The sequence below is a fragment of the Microbispora sp. NPDC046933 genome, assembly GCF_040644635.1.
Classification (GTDB): Bacteria; Actinomycetota; Actinomycetes; order Streptosporangiales; family Streptosporangiaceae; genus Microbispora.
On record NZ_JBEYWW010000047.1, the window covers coordinates 22418 to 39206 of the forward strand.

The 16789-nt window shown below is 72.9% G+C and carries 21 protein-coding genes; 11 read left to right on the plus strand and 10 right to left on the minus strand.

Annotated features, from left to right (window positions below):
* The first annotated feature begins 42 nt into the window (after positions 1-42).
* Positions 43-804: a crotonase/enoyl-CoA hydratase family protein gene (locus tag ABZ857_RS39275; RefSeq protein WP_357054332.1), complete on the plus strand. Its 762-nt coding sequence runs from the start codon at positions 43-45 to the stop codon at positions 802-804.
* Between the two features lie 10 nt (positions 805-814).
* Here ABZ857_RS39275 and ABZ857_RS39280 read toward each other — a convergent pair whose 3' ends face one another.
* From ABZ857_RS39280 to ABZ857_RS39290, 3 genes are all read right to left on the minus strand, one after another.
* A complete protein-coding gene (locus tag ABZ857_RS39280; RefSeq protein ID WP_357054335.1) occupies positions 815-1186 on the minus strand; it encodes a hypothetical protein in 372 nt (123 codons plus the stop codon).
* Between the two features lie 100 nt (positions 1187-1286).
* Entirely contained in the window at positions 1287-1904 is a 618-nt protein-coding gene (locus ABZ857_RS39285; protein WP_357054337.1) for a GntR family transcriptional regulator, read from the minus strand.
* Between the two features lie 10 nt (positions 1905-1914).
* The gene (locus tag ABZ857_RS39290; protein ID WP_357054339.1) at positions 1915-2856 is read right to left on the minus strand and encodes an EamA family transporter; all 942 of its coding nucleotides are present in this window, start codon (positions 2854-2856) and stop codon (positions 1915-1917) included.
* Between the two features lie 175 nt (positions 2857-3031).
* Between ABZ857_RS39290 and ABZ857_RS39295 the strand changes: the two genes are divergently transcribed.
* The gene (locus ABZ857_RS39295) at positions 3032-5131 is read left to right on the plus strand and encodes a nitrate- and nitrite sensing domain-containing protein (RefSeq protein ID WP_357054342.1); all 2100 of its coding nucleotides are present in this window, start codon (positions 3032-3034) and stop codon (positions 5129-5131) included.
* Positions 5128-5481, plus strand: a complete 354-nt coding sequence (locus tag ABZ857_RS39300; protein WP_357054345.1) for a DUF742 domain-containing protein — start codon at positions 5128-5130, stop codon at positions 5479-5481. The genes ABZ857_RS39295 and ABZ857_RS39300 overlap by 4 nt, the downstream gene beginning before the upstream one ends.
* Positions 5482-5578: 97 nt before the next feature.
* Here ABZ857_RS39300 and ABZ857_RS39305 read toward each other — a convergent pair whose 3' ends face one another.
* Both ABZ857_RS39305 and ABZ857_RS39310 read right to left on the minus strand, forming a co-directional pair.
* Entirely contained in the window at positions 5579-5983 is a 405-nt protein-coding gene (locus ABZ857_RS39305) for a hypothetical protein (protein ID WP_357054348.1), read from the minus strand.
* Between the two features lie 80 nt (positions 5984-6063).
* On the minus strand, positions 6064-6498 hold the full coding sequence (locus ABZ857_RS39310; protein WP_357054351.1) for a hypothetical protein: 435 nt from the start codon (positions 6496-6498) through the stop codon (positions 6064-6066).
* Between the two features lie 261 nt (positions 6499-6759).
* Between ABZ857_RS39310 and ABZ857_RS39315 the strand changes: the two genes are divergently transcribed.
* On the plus strand, positions 6760-7116 hold the full coding sequence (locus ABZ857_RS39315) for a hypothetical protein (RefSeq protein ID WP_357054354.1): 357 nt from the start codon (positions 6760-6762) through the stop codon (positions 7114-7116).
* 17 nt (positions 7117-7133) lie between these two features.
* On the opposite strand, the gene ABZ857_RS39320 is transcribed toward ABZ857_RS39315, so the two are convergent.
* From ABZ857_RS39320 to ABZ857_RS39330, 3 genes are all read right to left on the minus strand, one after another.
* Entirely contained in the window at positions 7134-8678 is a 1545-nt protein-coding gene (locus ABZ857_RS39320) for a hypothetical protein (protein ID WP_357054357.1), read from the minus strand.
* Positions 8679-8838: 160 nt separating this feature from the next.
* Entirely contained in the window at positions 8839-9672 is an 834-nt protein-coding gene (locus ABZ857_RS39325) for a hypothetical protein (RefSeq protein WP_357054360.1), read from the minus strand.
* A gap of 63 nt (positions 9673-9735) precedes the next feature.
* Complete coding sequence (locus ABZ857_RS39330) at positions 9736-10383, minus strand: NAD(P)H-binding protein (protein WP_357054363.1); 648 nt, start codon at positions 10381-10383, stop codon at positions 9736-9738.
* Between the two features lie 101 nt (positions 10384-10484).
* Between ABZ857_RS39330 and ABZ857_RS39335 the strand changes: the two genes are divergently transcribed.
* Positions 10485-10838, plus strand: coding sequence for a helix-turn-helix domain-containing protein (locus ABZ857_RS39335; RefSeq protein ID WP_357054366.1), 354 nt, complete (start codon positions 10485-10487; stop codon positions 10836-10838).
* 14 nt (positions 10839-10852) lie between these two features.
* Here the strand turns inward: ABZ857_RS39335 and ABZ857_RS39340 are convergent, their stop codons facing one another.
* Complete coding sequence (locus tag ABZ857_RS39340) at positions 10853-11407, minus strand: TetR family transcriptional regulator (RefSeq protein ID WP_357054369.1); 555 nt, start codon at positions 11405-11407, stop codon at positions 10853-10855.
* An 88-nt stretch (positions 11408-11495) separates the two neighbouring features.
* Between ABZ857_RS39340 and ABZ857_RS39345 the strand changes: the two genes are divergently transcribed.
* A complete protein-coding gene (locus ABZ857_RS39345; RefSeq protein WP_357054371.1) occupies positions 11496-12008 on the plus strand; it encodes a nuclear transport factor 2 family protein in 513 nt (170 codons plus the stop codon).
* A gap of 44 nt (positions 12009-12052) precedes the next feature.
* On the plus strand, positions 12053-12583 hold the full coding sequence (locus ABZ857_RS39350; protein ID WP_357054374.1) for a GNAT family N-acetyltransferase: 531 nt from the start codon (positions 12053-12055) through the stop codon (positions 12581-12583).
* Here ABZ857_RS39350 and ABZ857_RS39355 read toward each other — a convergent pair.
* Complete coding sequence (locus tag ABZ857_RS39355) at positions 12555-13022, minus strand: MarR family transcriptional regulator (RefSeq protein ID WP_357054377.1); 468 nt, start codon at positions 13020-13022, stop codon at positions 12555-12557. The genes ABZ857_RS39350 and ABZ857_RS39355 overlap by 29 nt on opposite strands.
* 73 nt (positions 13023-13095) lie before the next feature.
* Between ABZ857_RS39355 and ABZ857_RS39360 the strand changes: the two genes are divergently transcribed.
* The 4 genes from ABZ857_RS39360 (at position 13096) to ABZ857_RS39375 (ending at position 16786) form a co-directional block, all read left to right on the plus strand.
* On the plus strand, positions 13096-13695 hold the full coding sequence (locus ABZ857_RS39360; RefSeq protein ID WP_357054380.1) for a TIGR03086 family metal-binding protein: 600 nt from the start codon (positions 13096-13098) through the stop codon (positions 13693-13695).
* Positions 13696-13744: 49 nt separating this feature from the next.
* Positions 13745-14059 (plus strand): hypothetical protein, encoded by a 315-nt coding sequence (locus ABZ857_RS39365; RefSeq protein WP_357054383.1) that lies wholly within the window; start codon positions 13745-13747, stop codon positions 14057-14059.
* 144 nt (positions 14060-14203) lie between these two features.
* Positions 14204-14638: a nuclear transport factor 2 family protein gene (locus ABZ857_RS39370; protein ID WP_357054386.1), complete on the plus strand. Its 435-nt coding sequence runs from the start codon at positions 14204-14206 to the stop codon at positions 14636-14638.
* Between the two features lie 306 nt (positions 14639-14944).
* On the plus strand, positions 14945-16786 hold the full coding sequence (locus ABZ857_RS39375) for a glycoside hydrolase family 6 protein (protein ID WP_357054389.1): 1842 nt from the start codon (positions 14945-14947) through the stop codon (positions 16784-16786).
* The last annotated feature ends 3 nt before the right edge of the window (positions 16787-16789 follow it).

Sequence of the window (16789 nt, forward strand, 5' to 3'; positions counted from 1 at the left end):
AGGGGATGACCGCGCCGCGAGGGCCGCAATACATTCGGCGTCATGTCCGTACGCGTCGACCGGGACGGCCCGGTCACGATCGTGATCCTGTCCCGCCCCGAGGTGCGCAACGCCGTTGACGGGGCCACGGCGGCCGCCCTGGCCGAGGCATTCCGCGCGTTCGAGGCCGACGAGAGCGCGTCGGCCGCCGTTCTGTGGGGCGAGGGCGGCACGTTCTGCTCAGGCGCCGACCTGCACGCGGTCGGCACGGACCGGGGCAACCGGGTGGAGCCCCACGGCGACGGCCCGATGGGGCCGACCCGCATGCGCCTGTCGAAGCCGGTGATCGCGGCGGTGGAAGGGTACGCCGTCGCGGGCGGGCTCGAACTGGCCGTGTGGTGCGACCTGCGGGTGGCCGCCGAGGACGCGGTCTTCGGCGTCTTCTGCCGGCGGTGGGGCGTGCCGCTGATCGACGGCGGCACGGTGCGCCTGCCGCGCCTGATCGGCACCGGCCGCGCGCTGGACCTGATCCTGACCGGGCGGGCCGTGCCCGCGCGGGAGGCGCTGGAGATGGGCCTGGTGACCCGGGTGGTGCCGCCGGGCACGGCGCTGGAGGCGGCACGGGAGCTGGCCCGGCGACTGGCGGCGCTGCCGCAGGCGTGCCTGCGCGGCGACCGGATGTCCGTGCTGGACCAGGAGGGGATGACGGAGGAGGAGGCGATGGCCGCCGAGCTCCGGCACGGCCTGGCCTCGCTGGAAGCCGGCCGTCTCACCGGCGTGGAGCGCTTCCGGGCAGGCCTGGGCCGTCACGGCGCTCAGGAATAGGGCCCGGCGCTCAGTCGTATTCGAGGTCGGGTAACGGGGACGGCGGCTCCGGGCTGCGCCACACGACGACGTAGTCGGAACGCGCGCTCGCGACCGCCGTGCTCAGCCGGTCAAGGTCGAAGTCCGGCAGGTAGCGCAGCCGGGCCAGGAAGCTCGCGTCGGTCGCCGAGTGCGGGACCACGCAGCCCTCGCCCTCACGGTCCAGCAGGACGATGAAGACGTCCTCCGGCTGGTCGGGCGGGTCCTGGTCGCCATGGCCGCCGACGCGGACCTCGACCACGTCCTCCCAAGCGAGGGCCTCGACGCTGCCGTCGGCGTAGTGACGCGTCACGCCTTCTTCGGTGACGTACACATAGGTGTCCGGCACTGGGTTGCCGTGCATGGGCGCGATTGTGACGACTTGGAGCGGCCGCGTGCAAGGGAATCCGCGTGCAGGGGAATCCGCGTGCAGGGGAATCCGCGTGCAGGTCTCCCGCGGGCGCTCAGGCGTGCCGCCACCGCAGGTGCTCGCGCATCGCCTGGACGGCCGCGTCCGCCGGCCCCTCGGCGATGACGCGCAGCAGCGCGGCGTGCTCGGCCGCGAGCTCGCGGGGATCCTCCTCGTACGCGTGCCTGAGCCCGGCCAGCCCGAGCCGTGTCTCGGCCGCGAGCGTGGCGTACAGGCGCTCCAGACGTGGGCTTCCGGCGGCGGCGACGAGCGCCTCGTGCAGCGCCATGTGCTCGGCCACGACGGCCGCCCAGGGCGCGCCCGGCGGCAGGCCGGACAGGCGGTCCAGCGCCTCCTCCGCCGCCGTCACCCGGCGCCCCGCGACGGCCTGCGCCATCAGTTCCTCCAGCGGCCCGCGCACGTACATGAGGTCGGCCAGGTCGGCGGAGGTGATCACCGGGACGTACGCGCTGCGGTTGCGCTCGCGCCGCAGCAGTCCCTCGTGGACGAGCAGCGCCAGCGCCTCCCGCACGGTGGGGCGGGCCACGCCGTACCGGGCGGACAGCTCCTGCTCGGGCAGCGCGGCCCCCGGCTCGATGTCCCCGGACAGCACCCGCTCGCGCAGCGCGGCGGCGAGCGCCTCGACGGTGGAGACGGGCCTCAGGGTGGTCACGGACCCGAGCCTAGTGGCGGCTCCCGGACGGCGCCTTCGGCGTCTCGGGTGCGGGGGCGTCGGGCGTGAGCGTCCTGGCGGGCAGCGCCACCACGACCAGCCCCAGGGCGAGCAGCACCAGACCGGCCCACGAGACGAGGGACAGGTGCTCGCGCAGCGCCACGACGCCCAGCAGGGCCGCGACGGCCGGCTCGGCCAGCGCGAGCGTGGCGGCCGTGGCGACCGGGGTCGTGCGCAGGCCCCTGCCGTACAGGAGATAGGCGAGCCCCGTCGTCGCGCAGCCGAGGTAGAGCGCGGTCAGCAGGCCGCCCGGGCGCGCGAGCCAGGCCGGCCCGGTCAGCGCGAGGACCGGCAGCATGAGCACGGCGGCGCCGCCGAAGAGAACGCCCATGACGATCCCCGACTCCATGCCCCCGCCGATGGCCCGGGCCGCCACGACCGCGTAGAAGGCGTACAGGAGCCCGCCGAGGAGGGCGAGCGCGACGCCTCCCGCGTCGGCGCCACCTGTTCCCCCTCCCCCGCCGGTGACGAGCGCCGCGCATCCGGCGACGGCGGCGGCCGTGGCGAGCGCCCAGCGCCCGCTCGGCCGCTCGTGCCCGACGATCCAGGACAGGAGCCCGGTGAAGGCCGGGCCGCTGCCGATGGCCACCACCGTGCCGATCGCCACGCCCGTCCTGCCGACCGCGGCGAAGAAGCACAGCTGGTAGGCGGCGACGGCGGCGGCTCCCAGGACGAGCGCCCAGCGCGTCGCGTTTCCGGCCGCCGGAACGTTCCCATGGCGGGTCCGACGATGGGTGGCCAGCGCCAACGCGCCCAGCAGGGCCCCGCCGAGCACGAGGCGGGCCGCGGCCAGCGAGACGGAGCCCGCGGCGGCGAGGGTGCCCGCGGCGCCCGCGGTCCCCCACAGCACGGCCGCCGAGACGACCGCGAGCGGGCCCGATCTGGAGTTCATGCATCGATTGTCTGACAATTAGACAGCAATCAGCAAGAGCTTTCTTCCGGAACGTCGAGACTGTCCTGATATGGGGCTGTGGCCCAAGTCGTTAGGAACGATCCCTGGTGGCCCAGCTCACGGATTGCTATGGTTTCGCCACTGTTAACACATGTGTAACCGACGGGCAGGTCTGATGGCTGGTCGGAAACGGTCCATCCGCTTCAAGATATTCGCGATCCTGCTGGTGCCTGTGACCGCCCTGGTGGTGATCTGGGGGTTCGCCGCCACCCTGACCATCGAGCAGGGGCAGCAGCTCCTGCGCATCCAGAAGGTGTACGACAACATCGTCTATCCCGTCAGTGAGGCCATCAACGAGCTGCAGAGCGAGCGCTTCGTGTCGGTGAGCTATCTCGCCTGGCGCACGACGACGCTGCGTACCGACCTCCAGGTGCAGCGCCGCAAGACCGACGCCACCGCGGTCCTGCTGACCCGCCTGTCGGAGCAGGCCCGGGACGAGACGCCTCCCGCGATGTGGGACCGGGTCCAGGACCTGCTCAGGCAGATGGACCGGCTCGACGTCCTGCGCGGCCAGATCGACGACCAGCGGCTCACCCGGCTCGACGCGATCGAGGAGTACAGCGCGGTCGTCGAGACCGCCCACCAGGTCTACGACCGGCTGATGATCTCCCCCGACATCGACATCGTCGAGCAGACCAAGGCGCTGATCCTCATCACCCGCAGCCGCGAGGTGGTGAGCCAGCAGTCCGCGCTCGTGCTGGGCGCGCAGGCGTCCGGGCGGATGACGCAGGACGAGCGGGACGCCTTCTCCGGCATGGTCGGCAAGCGCCGCCTGCTCTACCAGCTCGGCACGAGCCAGCTCGACGCCGGCCTCCTCAAGCAGTTCGGCACGCTGAACTCCAGCGCGGTCTACACGTCGTTCGTCTCCCTGGAGGACGACGTGATCGCCAGGGTGCGGCCGGGCCAGCCGCTCCCGCCGGAGGCGATCGCCTGGCCGACGACGGCCCAGGCCCTGACCCGCCAGCTCACCGAGACGACCAACACGGCCAGCGACGCCACCGCCGCCCGCGCCGTGCCGCTGGCCCAGGGTGTGCTCTGGAACATCGGCATCGTCGGGGCGCTCGGCCTGGCCGCCGTGCTCGCGACCGCGTTCATCTCCTTCCGGTTCGCCCGGACGGTCACCGGCGAGCTGAGCACCCTGCACCGGGCCGCGGCCGACCTGGCCGGGCGGCGGCTGCCCGACCTCGTACGGCGGCTGCGGCGCGGCGAGGACGTCGACGTGGCGGCCGAGACACCGCCGATGGTCCAGGCCAGCGAGACCGTCGAGATCGAGAACGTCGGCCGCGCGTTCACCTCTGTGCAACACACCGCGATCGAGGCGGCCGTCGGCCAGGCCGAGCTGCGCAAGGGCGTCAACAAGGTCTTCCTGAACCTGGCCCGGCGCAGCCAGTCGCTGCTGCAGCGCCAGCTCGGCATGCTGGACGGCCTGGAGAAGGAAATCACCGACCCCGACCTGCTGGAACGGCTGTTCGGCGTCGACCACCTCACCACCCGCATGCGCCGCCACGCGGAGGGCCTGATCATCCTGTCCGGCGCCGTGCCCGGCCGCGGCTGGCGCAACCCGGTCCGGCTGTACGACGTGGCCCGCGCCGCCACCGAGGAGGTGGAGGACTACCTGCGGGTGGACGTGAACATGCCGCACGGATACTCGCTCGCGGGCGGCAGCGTCACCGACGTCGTCCACCTGCTCGCCGAGCTGATCGAGAACGCCACGGTCTTCTCCCCGCCGCAGACCCGCGTGCAGGTCCGGGGGGAGATGGTCGCCCGGGGCTTCGCCATCGAGGTCGAGGACCGCGGGCTCGGCATCCCCCCGGAGGAGCTGGCGCACCTCAACGCGCGGCTCGCCGACCCACCGGAGTTCGACCTGGCCGACAGCGACAGGCTCGGGCTGTTCGTCGTCGGGCTGCTGGCCCGGCGGCACAACATCCGCGTCTCCCTGCGCACCTCGCCGTACGGCGGGACGAGCGCGGTGCTCCTGCTGCCGCAGGAGATCGTGGTGGAGAACGAAACCAGGGAACCGGCGGTCGAGCGCCTCGCCCAGCCGGAGACCCCGCCCCCAGCCCTGGCCCTCACGCCGCCGATCGGCGGCGCCGCCGGGGACTCCCTGCCCCGCCGGGTGCGGCAGGCCAACCTGGCGCCGCAGCTCAAGGAGGAGCGGGGCGATCTGTTCTCCTCCTTCCAGGCGGGCTGGGAACGCGCCCAGGAGGACTCGTGACCGAGCACGAGGACGGGCCGCTGCTGCGTCCCTACACGCTCACCCGTGGCCGCACCCGCCCGACCGGGCCCGACTTCGACCTGATGACCATCATCAGGACGGCTCCCGCGGCGTACAGCGGGGTCTCCGGGCTGGCCCCCGAGCACTGGCGGATCCTGCAGCTGTGCCGGATCCCCTCCTCCGTGGCCGACCTGGCCTCGGAGATGGGCCTGTCGCTGAACGTCGTGCGCATCCTGCTGAGCGACCTGCGCGACCAGGAGCTGATCACCGCACGGCCGCAGGCCACGGTCGCCCAGCTGCCCGAGGAACGCATCCTCCGCGAGGTGATCCAGGGACTCCAGGCGCTGTGAACGCTCAGGAGCCGGCTCCGCACGACGCCCTGCTCTCAAGAGCCGGCTCCGCACGACACCCTGCTCTCAAGAGCCGGCTCCGCACGACGCCCTGCTCTCAAGAGCCGGCTTCGCACGACTCCAGGAGCCGCTGCACGTGCCAGCGGGCCGGTGTCGTCAGCTCGTCGACGTACCGGTCCAGCATGGCCGCGCACGCCACCGGATCGGCGGTCTCGACGGGCGGCAGGACCAGGATCTTCTCCTCGCCGTCCAGCACGAGGTCGCCCCGCACGCTGAACGCCCCGCCGCCGACCGCGACGGCGGTCTCGAACACGAGGTCGTGCCCCGGCAGCGCCAGCGCGGCGCCGAGCCGTACGGCGGGCCCGGCCAGGTCGGAGACGGGCTCGACGCGGACGTGGGGGAAGAAGTCGCGGGAGACGGACCGCCCCATCTCGCTGAACCGCGCCGCCGTTCGCATCAGCGCTTCCAGGAGTTCGGCGGCACCCTGACTGTTGGCGTCCACCCCCGCAGGGTAGATCACGGATAGTTGCGGTTTGGCCAAATATTTAGGTTCGGCCGGAGATTTCGCCGAAAAGGGCGGCCTCAGCGGAAGGCGTAGCACTCCACCTCGGCCCGCCGGCGGGTCAGCCCGCCGCTCACCGACTCGTCGACGCAGGAGCGCTGCGCGGCGCTGAGTTCGAGCACGCCGCAGACGCTGATCCCGGAGTACGTGCGGCAGTCGAGGTTCGGGTTGAAGGCGCCCACCTTGTACTGCTCGCGCACCTGCGTGCGGCAGCGTTGCCGCGCCTCGGACGTCTTCGGGTAGCGGCATTGGCCGATGAGGATGTCGTACTGCTTCTGGCTCACCTCCTGCCGCTTCACGCCCCCTTTGGGCGGCGCGGGCGCCTGCGGCGGACTCCCGGCCCACGGGCCGGTCCTCGGGTGGCCGCCGGTCCCGGCGGCCACCGAGGCGACCGCGGCGACCGTGCCGAGCATGGTCATCGCAGCGAGCACGGCGACAGCGACGATCTTTCTCATGGCGATCCTCCCGAGCAGGAACGTACCCACAGGCGAACCGCCGCCCTCGGCGCCGCGCCGCACCCGCATGGACGTCCGTGACCTCACGTCATGGCGAAGTAGACGTCTCAAATACAAGGAGTAAACACAACATTGCCGAGTGTGACCGGAGACGATCAAGGGTAGATGTGGCGACGGAACCGGCGGGGACGGCGTTCGCGCCGATCACACCCGATTCTTCGGTTCGAAATCCGGTCATTTTCGACACAACGGAGCTTTTACGTGCGATTTGTTCACGCAATCACGACGAGCGCGCTGGTCCTCACCGGGCTGACGGTCACCGGAGCGGGCGCGACCGCGCTGGCCGACGCGGGCCCGCAGACCACGTCCCGCGCCGTCGTCGACGGCTACCAGGTCGTCACGCTGCCCAACATGAACGTGCCGAACTTCACCCGGCGCACCGTGTACTGCCCCAAGGGCAAGCGTGCCGTGGGCGGCGGCGGCGAGGCGCAGGGCAACGACGCGGTCCTCGTGGGCAGTTTCCCCACCGCGGACGGCACCGGATGGATCGCGCTCGGCCGGCAGAACTACTACGACACCGTCGGCATCAGCGTCTACGCCATCTGCGCCAACGCCTGATCGGATCACGCGGATCGTCACGCGGGGGGAATGTGCGGGGCCCGCTCCCTCCGCGTGCGCGCCCGCGCCCATACGGCGGCGCGTACGGCGACGACCAGAACCGCCGTGCAGAGCAGGACCGCGAGCAGCACCGCGACGCCGTAGTCGTCGGGCAGGCCCATACTCCAGCCCAGGAACGGCAGGCAGACGGCGGCGAACGCGGCGGGCGCGGCGAGCAGGAGGCGGGTCCACCTCGGCCGCGACCGCAGCCAGACGGCGAGAACGCCGGCGGCGCCGACCGCGAACATGGGCACGAAGAGCGCGAGGGACGCGAGGCGGGTGGCCATCCCGTCCGCGGTCACGACGAGCAGGACGCTCGTCCACATGATCGCGGCGCAGATCCCGAACCTGACCGGCCACCTGCGCGCTCCCGCCCTCGTGCCGAGGGCCGCCAGCAGCGCCGCGAGCGCCACGAGAACGGCGACCCCCAACTCGGTGCCGATCCGCTCCCCGGGGGACGCGAGAGGAGCGGCGGCGTCCTCCGACAGCAGTGCCCTCTCCGGGTCGTACGCGGGAAAGCCCAGCCGCCGCCACCGTCCCGACGCATCGCGCATGACGACCCCGTCGGTCCCGTTCGCCACGGCCACGACGTGGCCGCCGGGCACCGCCTGCACCGCGACGGCCGTCGAAGCGGCCCGATCGCTGCGCTCTCCGTACGGATCGGGATTCTCGTAGCCCCGGTCCAGCCAGCCCTGCCTGCCTCTGGAAATCTCCCAGGCGACCGTCCAGGTCGCTCCCCCGTCGGTGGTCTGCTCGACCCTGAGCCGGTTCGGCGTGACCCGGTAACAGCGCCCCGGCTCGGCGGGCACGCACGCCCGGGTCACCGGAGACGGCGACGGCGAGCCCTTCCACTCGTGCCAGGATCTCCCGGCGTCACCGGTGGCGATCGTGGCGCCGTCAGGGGCCACCGCCACCACGATCTCCCCGTGACGCACCTCCACCGCCCGGGCGGACGACGAGGCGGGCACCGCGCTGGTCGCGGTCACGGCGAAGACCGCGGCGGGCAGCACCGTCAGCGCGCGGGCCCGCCGGAGGTCCCGGGCCGCCGGACGAGCCGCGCGCCGCCACACCAGCCATGCGACGGCCAGGGCCGGGAGGGCGAGCAGGTCCGTGGGGTCGGCCAGCACCCGCGAGGACGGCACGAGCACCGCCCACGCCCGGGTCGCCGCCTCCGCGCCGGTCCCCGTCGTCTTCATCCAGGCGAACAGCGCCCCGGTCAGCGCGATCGCCCCCGCGGCCGTGCGGTCCCCCAGCGGGACGCGCCGCGTGATCCGGGCCGCGTACGCGGCGAGCAGGGCCAGCAGCGGGGGCGCGACGAGCATGCCGGCGAGGTCGCTGAGCTTGCCGGTGACCACGCCCGGCCACAGGGGTTTCAGCACCCGGTCGTTGACGATCAGCACGCCGACCGCCACGACGGTCGCCGGATGGCCGAGCCAGGCCCCCTGCGCCCCGATCCGGGCGCCCTGCGGGCCGCCCGTGGCCGTCTTCGGGTGATCGCGGTCGTTCTGGGGACGATCGCGCATTCGTCGATCGTAGATCGGTTTCCGCCGGCGCGGCAGTCGCTTCCCCGCACAGGCGCGCCCCGAGCACGGGGCACCGGCCGGGCCCGGAGAGGCGTCCCGGCTGGTCCGCGTGGCGGTGCCGTGGCAGTGCCCGCGCCGTGCCGCACCAGGTCGTAACGCGCTAGGGGGTGCTGATGGGCGACGGCGCCGGGCTCGCGACCGGCTCCTTCCTGACGAAGGGAGAGGAGGCCCCGCCCAGATCCAGGTGCGCCGGCAGCCCCGCCGTCCAGCGCTGACGCCCGGCGCGCGGCAGCCCGCTCACGGTCAGCGTCCCGTCGCACGGCCACTCGTCCGCGCGCTCGCCCGACCGGTCCCAGACGGCCAGCGGGTTGTCCAGGCGCGCGGTGAGCAGATACTGCAGCGGCGTGCGGGGCAGGAACAGGTCGACGTCGGGCGTCGCGCGCCGTACGGCCCGGGGGAGCACCGGCTCGCGCAGCCGTACGAGCGTGGCGCGCTCGGCGCGCTCGACCAGCGCGCGGATGTCGGGACCGGACAGGTTCGCCACCTCCCGGGCCATCGAGACGTTCCGGACCAGCACGCGGACCGGGCCGGAGGCCCCGTCCATGCGGGCCAGCGCCTGCTCCGATCCGGCGTCGCAGACGACCTGGTCGGCGAACAGGTCGTGCACGCCGGCCACTCCCCCGGCCCCGATCGCCGCGACGGCCGCCGCCAGCGCGTCCGCGCCCGTGCTCGCCTCCCACCGGAGGCCGGGGCCGCAGGCCGCGCAGCCCGTCGCGGCGGACGCGGACCTGCGGACGTCCGGCTCCCGGCACTCCCGTCCGCAGTCCTCGCACAGGACGGCGGAGGGCGCCTCGGCGGCGGGCGGCCGGCAGTCGTCGCAGCAGACGAGCGGATACATGTACCGACGGCCGGCCGAGTCGAACAGCTCACGTACGCAGGCCGGACAGAGCCCCCGCTCGCTTCGCCGAGCGCCGGGGAAAGCCGAGATGATCACGGCAGCCGCACTGCCCCCGGCAGGTCGCTCTAATCACGCCCGTCACACCGATCTCGGCGGTGGTCAGGCCTGCTCGACGCCGAGGTGGACACGGTGGTGACGCGGCCGCTCCACCTCGTCCAGCACGGCGACCGCGAGGTCGGCGTAGGAGATCCGGCTCCCGGCGTCGGCCGGCGCCACGCGGTACCGCCCGGTGCGCGCCCCGTCATGGTCGAAGTCCCCGGACGGGCTGATCACCAGCCAGTCCAGCGGGGTCGCGGCCTCGCGCAGGACGGCGTCGCCCGCCGCGTGGCCGAGACAGAACTCGCGGTACTCCTGCGGGTAGCCGGGCGTGTCGATCAGCAGCGTGCCCGACGCGGTCCGCAGGCCGGTGGCCAGGCCGACCGCGATCAGCCGAAGGACGCCGGCCCGCTCCAGCCCGCCGAGCAGCGCGCGGGCCGCCGCCGGGAAGAACTCCATCGGCGGGACGGCCAGGTCGGCGGCGGCGTTGACCGCCACGTCGTGACCCGCGGCGATGCGTGCGATCGCGTCGGCGTCCGTGACGTCGCCCGCGACGACCTCGTCCGGCTCCAGGCCCCGGCTCTCCTCCGGGAAGACGTGCGCGGCGGGGTCGCGGACCACGGCCGTCACCCTGTGCCCGCGCTCGCGGGCCTCCCGCACCACCGCGCGGCCCGCCCTGCCGCCCGCTCCGAACACCACGATCGCGCTCACGCGCACCCCTCTCCACCGGGACCGGCCCCTGCGGCCGGTCCCAGCAGCGGACGGTATCCGGGTGGTCGGTTACCTCCGGGTCACCGGTTAGTTTGGTCGCCGTGACCGAACCGCTCGACCCGGACATGTTCGATCCGCTCTGTCCGTCCGACCTGATGCCCATCCGGGTCGGCGACAAGTGGTCGGGAATGATCATTCGCTGTCTGGAGCACGGGCCGCGACGCTTCTCCGAGCTGCGGGTCCCGCTGCGGGGCATCTCGGCCAAGGTGCTCACGCAGTCGCTGCGCGGCCTCGAACGCGACGGCTTCGTCCTGCGCACCGCCCACCCCGGGCCGGTCCAGCGGGTCGAGTACGCGCTGACCCCGCTCGGCCGCAGCCTGATCGAACCGCTGAACGCGATGTGCGCATGGGCCGAGGAGCACTGGGAGGAGCTTCTCGACGCCCGCGAAGCGTAGCCCTACCGGCCTGCTCAGCCGTCGGCGAGCGCGCGCAGGGACGGGCGGAGCGTCTCGGCGATCCGCTCGGGGGACGCGCCGCGCAGGGCCGTGAGGCCGAGCAGCTGATGGGCGATCGTCACGCCCAGCATCGTGCTGACCATCAGGGCCGCCCGCAGTTCGGCGTCGTCGGGGCCGATCGCGTCCGCCAGTTGCGCCACCTGGCCGTCGAGCTTGCCACGCACCTCCTCGGCGGCGTCGGGGTGGGTGAGCATGGAGCGCATCATCGCCAGCGTCGCCTGGGGCAGCGGCCCCATCTTCATGCCGATCCTGCCCAGCAGTTCCTCGACCGGCTCCAGCTCGCCGTCCAGCGGCGGGATCGACGGGATCCGCACGGCCTGCTCGAACAGCTCCTGCTTCGACCCGAAGTACTGCATGACCAGGGCGGGATCGACCTCCGCCGCCGCCGCCACGGCCCGGATCGTCGTGCGCTGGAAGCCGCGCTCGGCGAAGATCGCCCGCGCGGCGGACAGGATGCGTTCCTCGGTGCGGCGCCGGCGCTCGGCCCGGCTCGTCGGCGTCCCCTCCACGCGACGACTCTACCGGCGTTGACCATATCGGCCCATTCGCTCTACAGTCGTTGAGTCAACAACTGTTGAGTGAAATGGAGTCGTTCGTATGCAACCCACCCCGCGCGAGGTCCTGGCCCGCTATCACCGGGCGATGGTCGACAGGTCCGCCGACGACCTCGCCGATCTCTACGCCGCCGACGCCGTCCACACGTTCCCGTTCCGGGCGCCGCTGTTCCCCGCCCGCCTGGAGGGACGGGAGGAGATCCGCGCTCTCTACCGCGCGGCGTGGGGCGCGAGCCCCGTACGGCTCGCCGAGATCCACGACGTCGTCGTCCACGAGGCGGCCGATCCCGAGGTCGTCACCGGGGAGTGGGAGGGCACCGGCAGGGTCGACCCGGACGGCCGGCCCTTCAGGGCCACGGGCCTGCTGACCCTGCGCGTACGGAACGGCGAGATCGTGGAGACGCGCGACTACATGGACGTGTTCGGCATCTACCTCGCGATGGGCCGGCTGCGGGACGTCGTGGCCGCCGCGGAGAGCGCCGTCACGGAGCAAAGAGCAACGGAGCAAAGAGCAGCGGGGAACGGAGCAGCGGAGAACGGAGCCGCCACGGCCTGATCGAGGGCGCGCGCCGGCCCTCAGGCCCGGCCACAATGAGGACCATGACGATCTCGGGGACCGCGGTCCGCCGGGCGGGAGCGGCGGACGCCGCGGCCCTCGTCCGCCTGCGTGCCGTGATGCTGGAGGACATGGGGGCGGAGGTCGGGGACGAGGGCGCGCCCTGGCGGGCGGCGGCCGAGAAGTGGTTCGAACGGCGGCTGCGCGATCCGGTGGACTTCGCCGCGTTCGTGGTGGACGACCCGGAGCTCGGCGTCGTGAGCTGCGCGGCGGGCACCTGCGACCCCCACGCCCCCGGGCCGACGAACCCGAGCGGCCTGCACGGCCACGTCTTCAACATCTGCACCGACCCGCGGCGTCGCCGCCTCGGCCTCGCCCGCGCCTGCCTCGACGCGCTGCTCGGCTGGTACCGCACGGAGACCGAGGTCCGGACGATCGACCTCAACGCCACGTCGTACGGGATCGAGCTGTATCAGTCCTTCGGGTTCGACGCGCCCCGCTATCCGGCTCTCCAGCTGCGGCTGGGCCCGCCGCTCGGGCACGGCTTCACGGGCCGCCGGGGCGGGACGCGCTAGCGGGGTCCGGCCCGAACTCCCGCGGGGGCAGGGCCGACAGGGCCCGCAGCACCCGCACGAACACCTCCCTGTCGCCGTCGGGCAGCCGGGCGAGGAGACGTTCCTCCATCCGGCGGATGCCCGCCTGAGCCCCGTCCCGTACGCGGCGGCCCTCCGGGGTGATGGACAGGAGCCGGACGCGGCGGTCGGCCGGGTCCGGGCTCCGCTCGATCAGCCCCCTGCGCTGGAGGTCGTCCAGGACGCGGATGATGCGCGTCTTGTCCGCGCCGATCGACTCCGCCAGCGCGGCCTGCGTGCGCACCGGCCGCTCGTCCAGGCCCAGGAGCACGACGTACGCCCACATCGACAGGCCGTGCTCGCGCAGGATCGGGGTCTCGGCGGCGATCAGAGCCCTGGTCAGGGGAGCCGTCATCGCGGCGAGATCGGGGCGGTCGGACATGCCCACAGCTTAGGGATTGACAGAACATAAGCATGTGCATATCGTCTGCGTGCGCTTATCGTATGGAGGAGAGATGGACATCCGGGAACTGGACCGGCGAGCCGTGCAGGCGAGCGTCGACGTGGTCGCCGAGGTGCGCCCCGGCGACCTGGAGCGGCCGACGCCCTGCGCGGGCTGGACCCTGGCCGACCTGCTCACGCACATGACCGCCCAGCACCTCGGCTTCGCCGCCGCGGCGGAGGGCCGAGGCGCCGACCCCGACGTGTGGCGGGAGCGGCCCGCCCCCGACCCCGTCTGGGCCTACGCCGCGGCGGCCGAGCGCGTCACCGCCGCCTTCGCGGCCGAGGGGGTGCTCGACCGCGGGTTCGTCCTGCCCGAGCTGCGGGTGGACGCGCCGTTCCCGGCCGTGCACGCCATCGGCTTCCACTTCGTCGACTACCTGGTCCACGGGTGGGACGTCGCCCGCACGCTGGGGATCGCCTACGACCCCGACCCGGACCTGGCCGAGGCCGCCTGGCCGATCGCCCTGGCGGTGCCGGACGGCGAGTATCGCGAGAGGCCGGGCGCCGCGTTCGCGCCGAGCGTGCCCGCCGCCCCGGAGGCCTCCCGCTTCGACCAGATCCTCGCCCGCCTTGGCCGGACCCCGGGTCACGGGAGCAGCAGGCCCCAGTAGAGGGACCACGGGGGCCGGCTCCCACGGCGCCGGACGGTCCACCGGCACGGTGGGCGTCGCCTGCTCGGGCGCGGGGCCCGAGGTGCTCGCCAGCGGCGGCCGCCCGGTGCCGGAGGAGTTCCACCGCGTCGGCTTCGAGGAGGATCGGGCGCTCCTGGAACGCTTCCCCGAGGCCTGCCGGCGCGATCCCGACTGGGCCAAGGGCTCGCGCGGTCTCGGCCGGATGACGAAGGAGGAGTTCGCCGAGTTCTTCGACGCCTACGTCGCTCTGCTGCTCGGGGACAGCCACAGGGCGCAGGACGCCCCGCCCGGCGCGCGGCCCCTGTACATCCGCATGTTCGCCCTTCCCGCCGACGAGCCCTGAGTCCCGTCACGGAACTCACACGGCCAGCTGAGAGCCCCGTGAGCTGCGTTATCGTGAAAATGCCGCCGATGTCCGGACCTCGCCATACCGGTCACGGCGCAGGCGCACCGTACGGCCGCTCTCGTCGGGGGAAGGGAACGTCCGATGTCCGAAGTGCTCCGTGCCGTGGACAAGCTGAGACAGGCCATCAACCGCCATGACCTCGACGCCCTGGCGCAGTGCTTCGACAATCGGGCCGTGCTGGTGGCCCCGGACGGCGTCGCGGAGAACAGGGAGGAGATCGCCTCCTACTACGGCGAGTGGATGGAGGCGTTCCCCAATATGGTGATCACGCCGCAGTCGGTCACCATGTTCGGGGACACGGTGGCGGCCGAGTTCACCATCAGCGGCACGCACAAGGGGCCGCTGCTCGTCCCCGGCGGGGACGTGCTCGAGGGGACCGGCCGGTCCATCCTCGTGCGCTCGTGCAGCTTCTCCACGGTGGAGGACGGGCTGATCCTCAGCCACCGGCTCTTCTACGACCAGCTGGAGATGGCTGCCCAGATCGGCGGCTACCTCTGTTTCGGCGACGACTCATAACCGGCCGTCCGCGAGGAAGTCTCCAACCGGCCGCCGGCCGGCGGCTCTGTTCGAGCCGCTGCTGAAGCCCTGCGGGGCGCTGAATATTTCACGGAATTCGGCGCCGGCCGGCCGATCTCGCACGGCGTTTCCCGAGGTGCCGCACGATTCCGGCAAATTTGTTATGGAAAGGGATATTTCCACTTCGGCGAATCGTGTACATGGGCCGGGCGATTGCCGAATCTGGGGAGCGTCGGCCCCCATGCGCGAACCGGAATGGGCACCGGCATGCCAGAGCCGGTCACCTCACCCTGGAGACGATCGCCCATGCCCTTCGGCCACCGACGGTTTGTCCGCAGGATCCTGACGGCCGCCGCGGCGGTCGTCCCCATCGCGGCGCCGGCCGCGGCGGGACCGGTCCTGGGCGCGGCGTCCGCCGACGCCGCGGTCACCTGCCAGGTGACCTACGCGAGCACCCAGTGGGGAACGAATTCGGGCGGCTTCACGGCCGGGATCACGGTCAGGAACACCGGCGAAACGCTGACCGGCTGGAAACTGACGTTCACGTTCCCCGGCTCGCAGAAGCTCACGCAGGGCTGGTCGGCCCGGTGGACCCAGGTCGCCGACCACGTCGTCGCCGAGAACGAGTCCTGGAACGGCGCGGTGGCGTCCGGCGGGTCCTTCCAGCTCGGATTCATCGGCACCTGGACCGGAAGCAACCCGCCGCCCGCGGACTTCGCCGTCAACGGCGTGCCCTGCCAGGTCACCGGGCCGAGCACCTCGCCGAGCCCGTCCGCCGGCCCCAGCACGAGCCCGAGTATGAGCCCCAGCACGAGCCCCAGCACGAGCCCGTCGCCCGGCACCGCCGGTCCGTCACCGAGCCCGAGCGGGGACGTCCCGGTGGACAACCCGTTCATCGGGGCCAAGGGGTACGTCGACCCGGACTGGGCGGCCGACGTGGAGTCGTCCGCCGCGAAGGTGGACGACGCGACCGCGCAGAAGATGCGCGGCCTGAAGAAGACGCCCACCGCGGTCTGGCTGAACCGGATCGCGGACGTCACCGGTGGCTCGGGGGTCGCCCGAACGCTGAAGGACCACCTCGACACCGCTGTCAAGCAGGGTGCCGGCTACATCACGCTCGTCCTCCACGACCTGCCCGACCGCGACTGCCGGTCGCTGGTCTCCACCGCCGAGCTGCACGAGCAGGAGAACGGCCTCAACCGCTACAAGGCGGAGTTCGTGGACCCCGTCGCCGCCCTCCTGGCCAGGCCCGAGTATCGCAACCTGCGCGTCGCGGCCGTCGTCGAGCCGCGGGCCCTGACCGACCTCATCGTGGGAGGCGTGGACACCTACCCGTGTCACCAGGCGGCGGGGTCGGGCGTGTACGTGATGGGCATCCGCTACGCCCTCGACAGGCTCTCCCCCCTGCCCAACGTCTACACGTACCTCGACGCGGGCAGCGCGGGATGGGCCGGCTGGGAGACGAACTTCGCCGCGCTCGCGACCTCCGTCACCGAGACCGTGCGCGGCACGACGGCGGGCCTGAACAGCCTCGACGGCATCGCCACGAACGTCGCGGACTACGTCCCCCTGGAGGAGCCCTTCCTGACCGACCCGGAGCAGACCGTGGCCGGACAGTCGATCCTCTCGAGCAGGTTCGTCGACTGGAACCCGTACCTGAACGAAAGGGACTACGCCGTCGCGATACGCGACGCCCTGATCGCCAAGGGCTTCTCCAGCTCGCTGGGCGTGGTCGTCGACACCTCCCGCGACGGCTGGGGAGGGCCGGACCGGCCCACCGCGGTGAGCACCTCCCACGACCTCAACACATACGTGGACCAGAGCCGCGTCGACCGGCGTCCGTCGCGGGACGCCATGTGCAACCAGAAGGGCGCGGGGCTGGGGACACGCCCGGTCGCCGCGCCCGTCCCCGGCGTCGACGCCTACCTATGGGTCAAACGGCCCGGCGAGTCGGACGGCGCGGGCGGACCGATCCTGCCCGAGGGCTCCGACCGGCTGCTCGACCCCACGTGCGACCCCAACGGCTCCCTCAGGCCCTGGTCGGACGGGTTCCGGCCGACCGGCGCCCTCCCCAACGCGCCGCTGGCGGGCGACTGGCACCACGAGCAGTTCGTGATGCTGGTGAACAACGCGTACCCCGCGCTGTGAGCC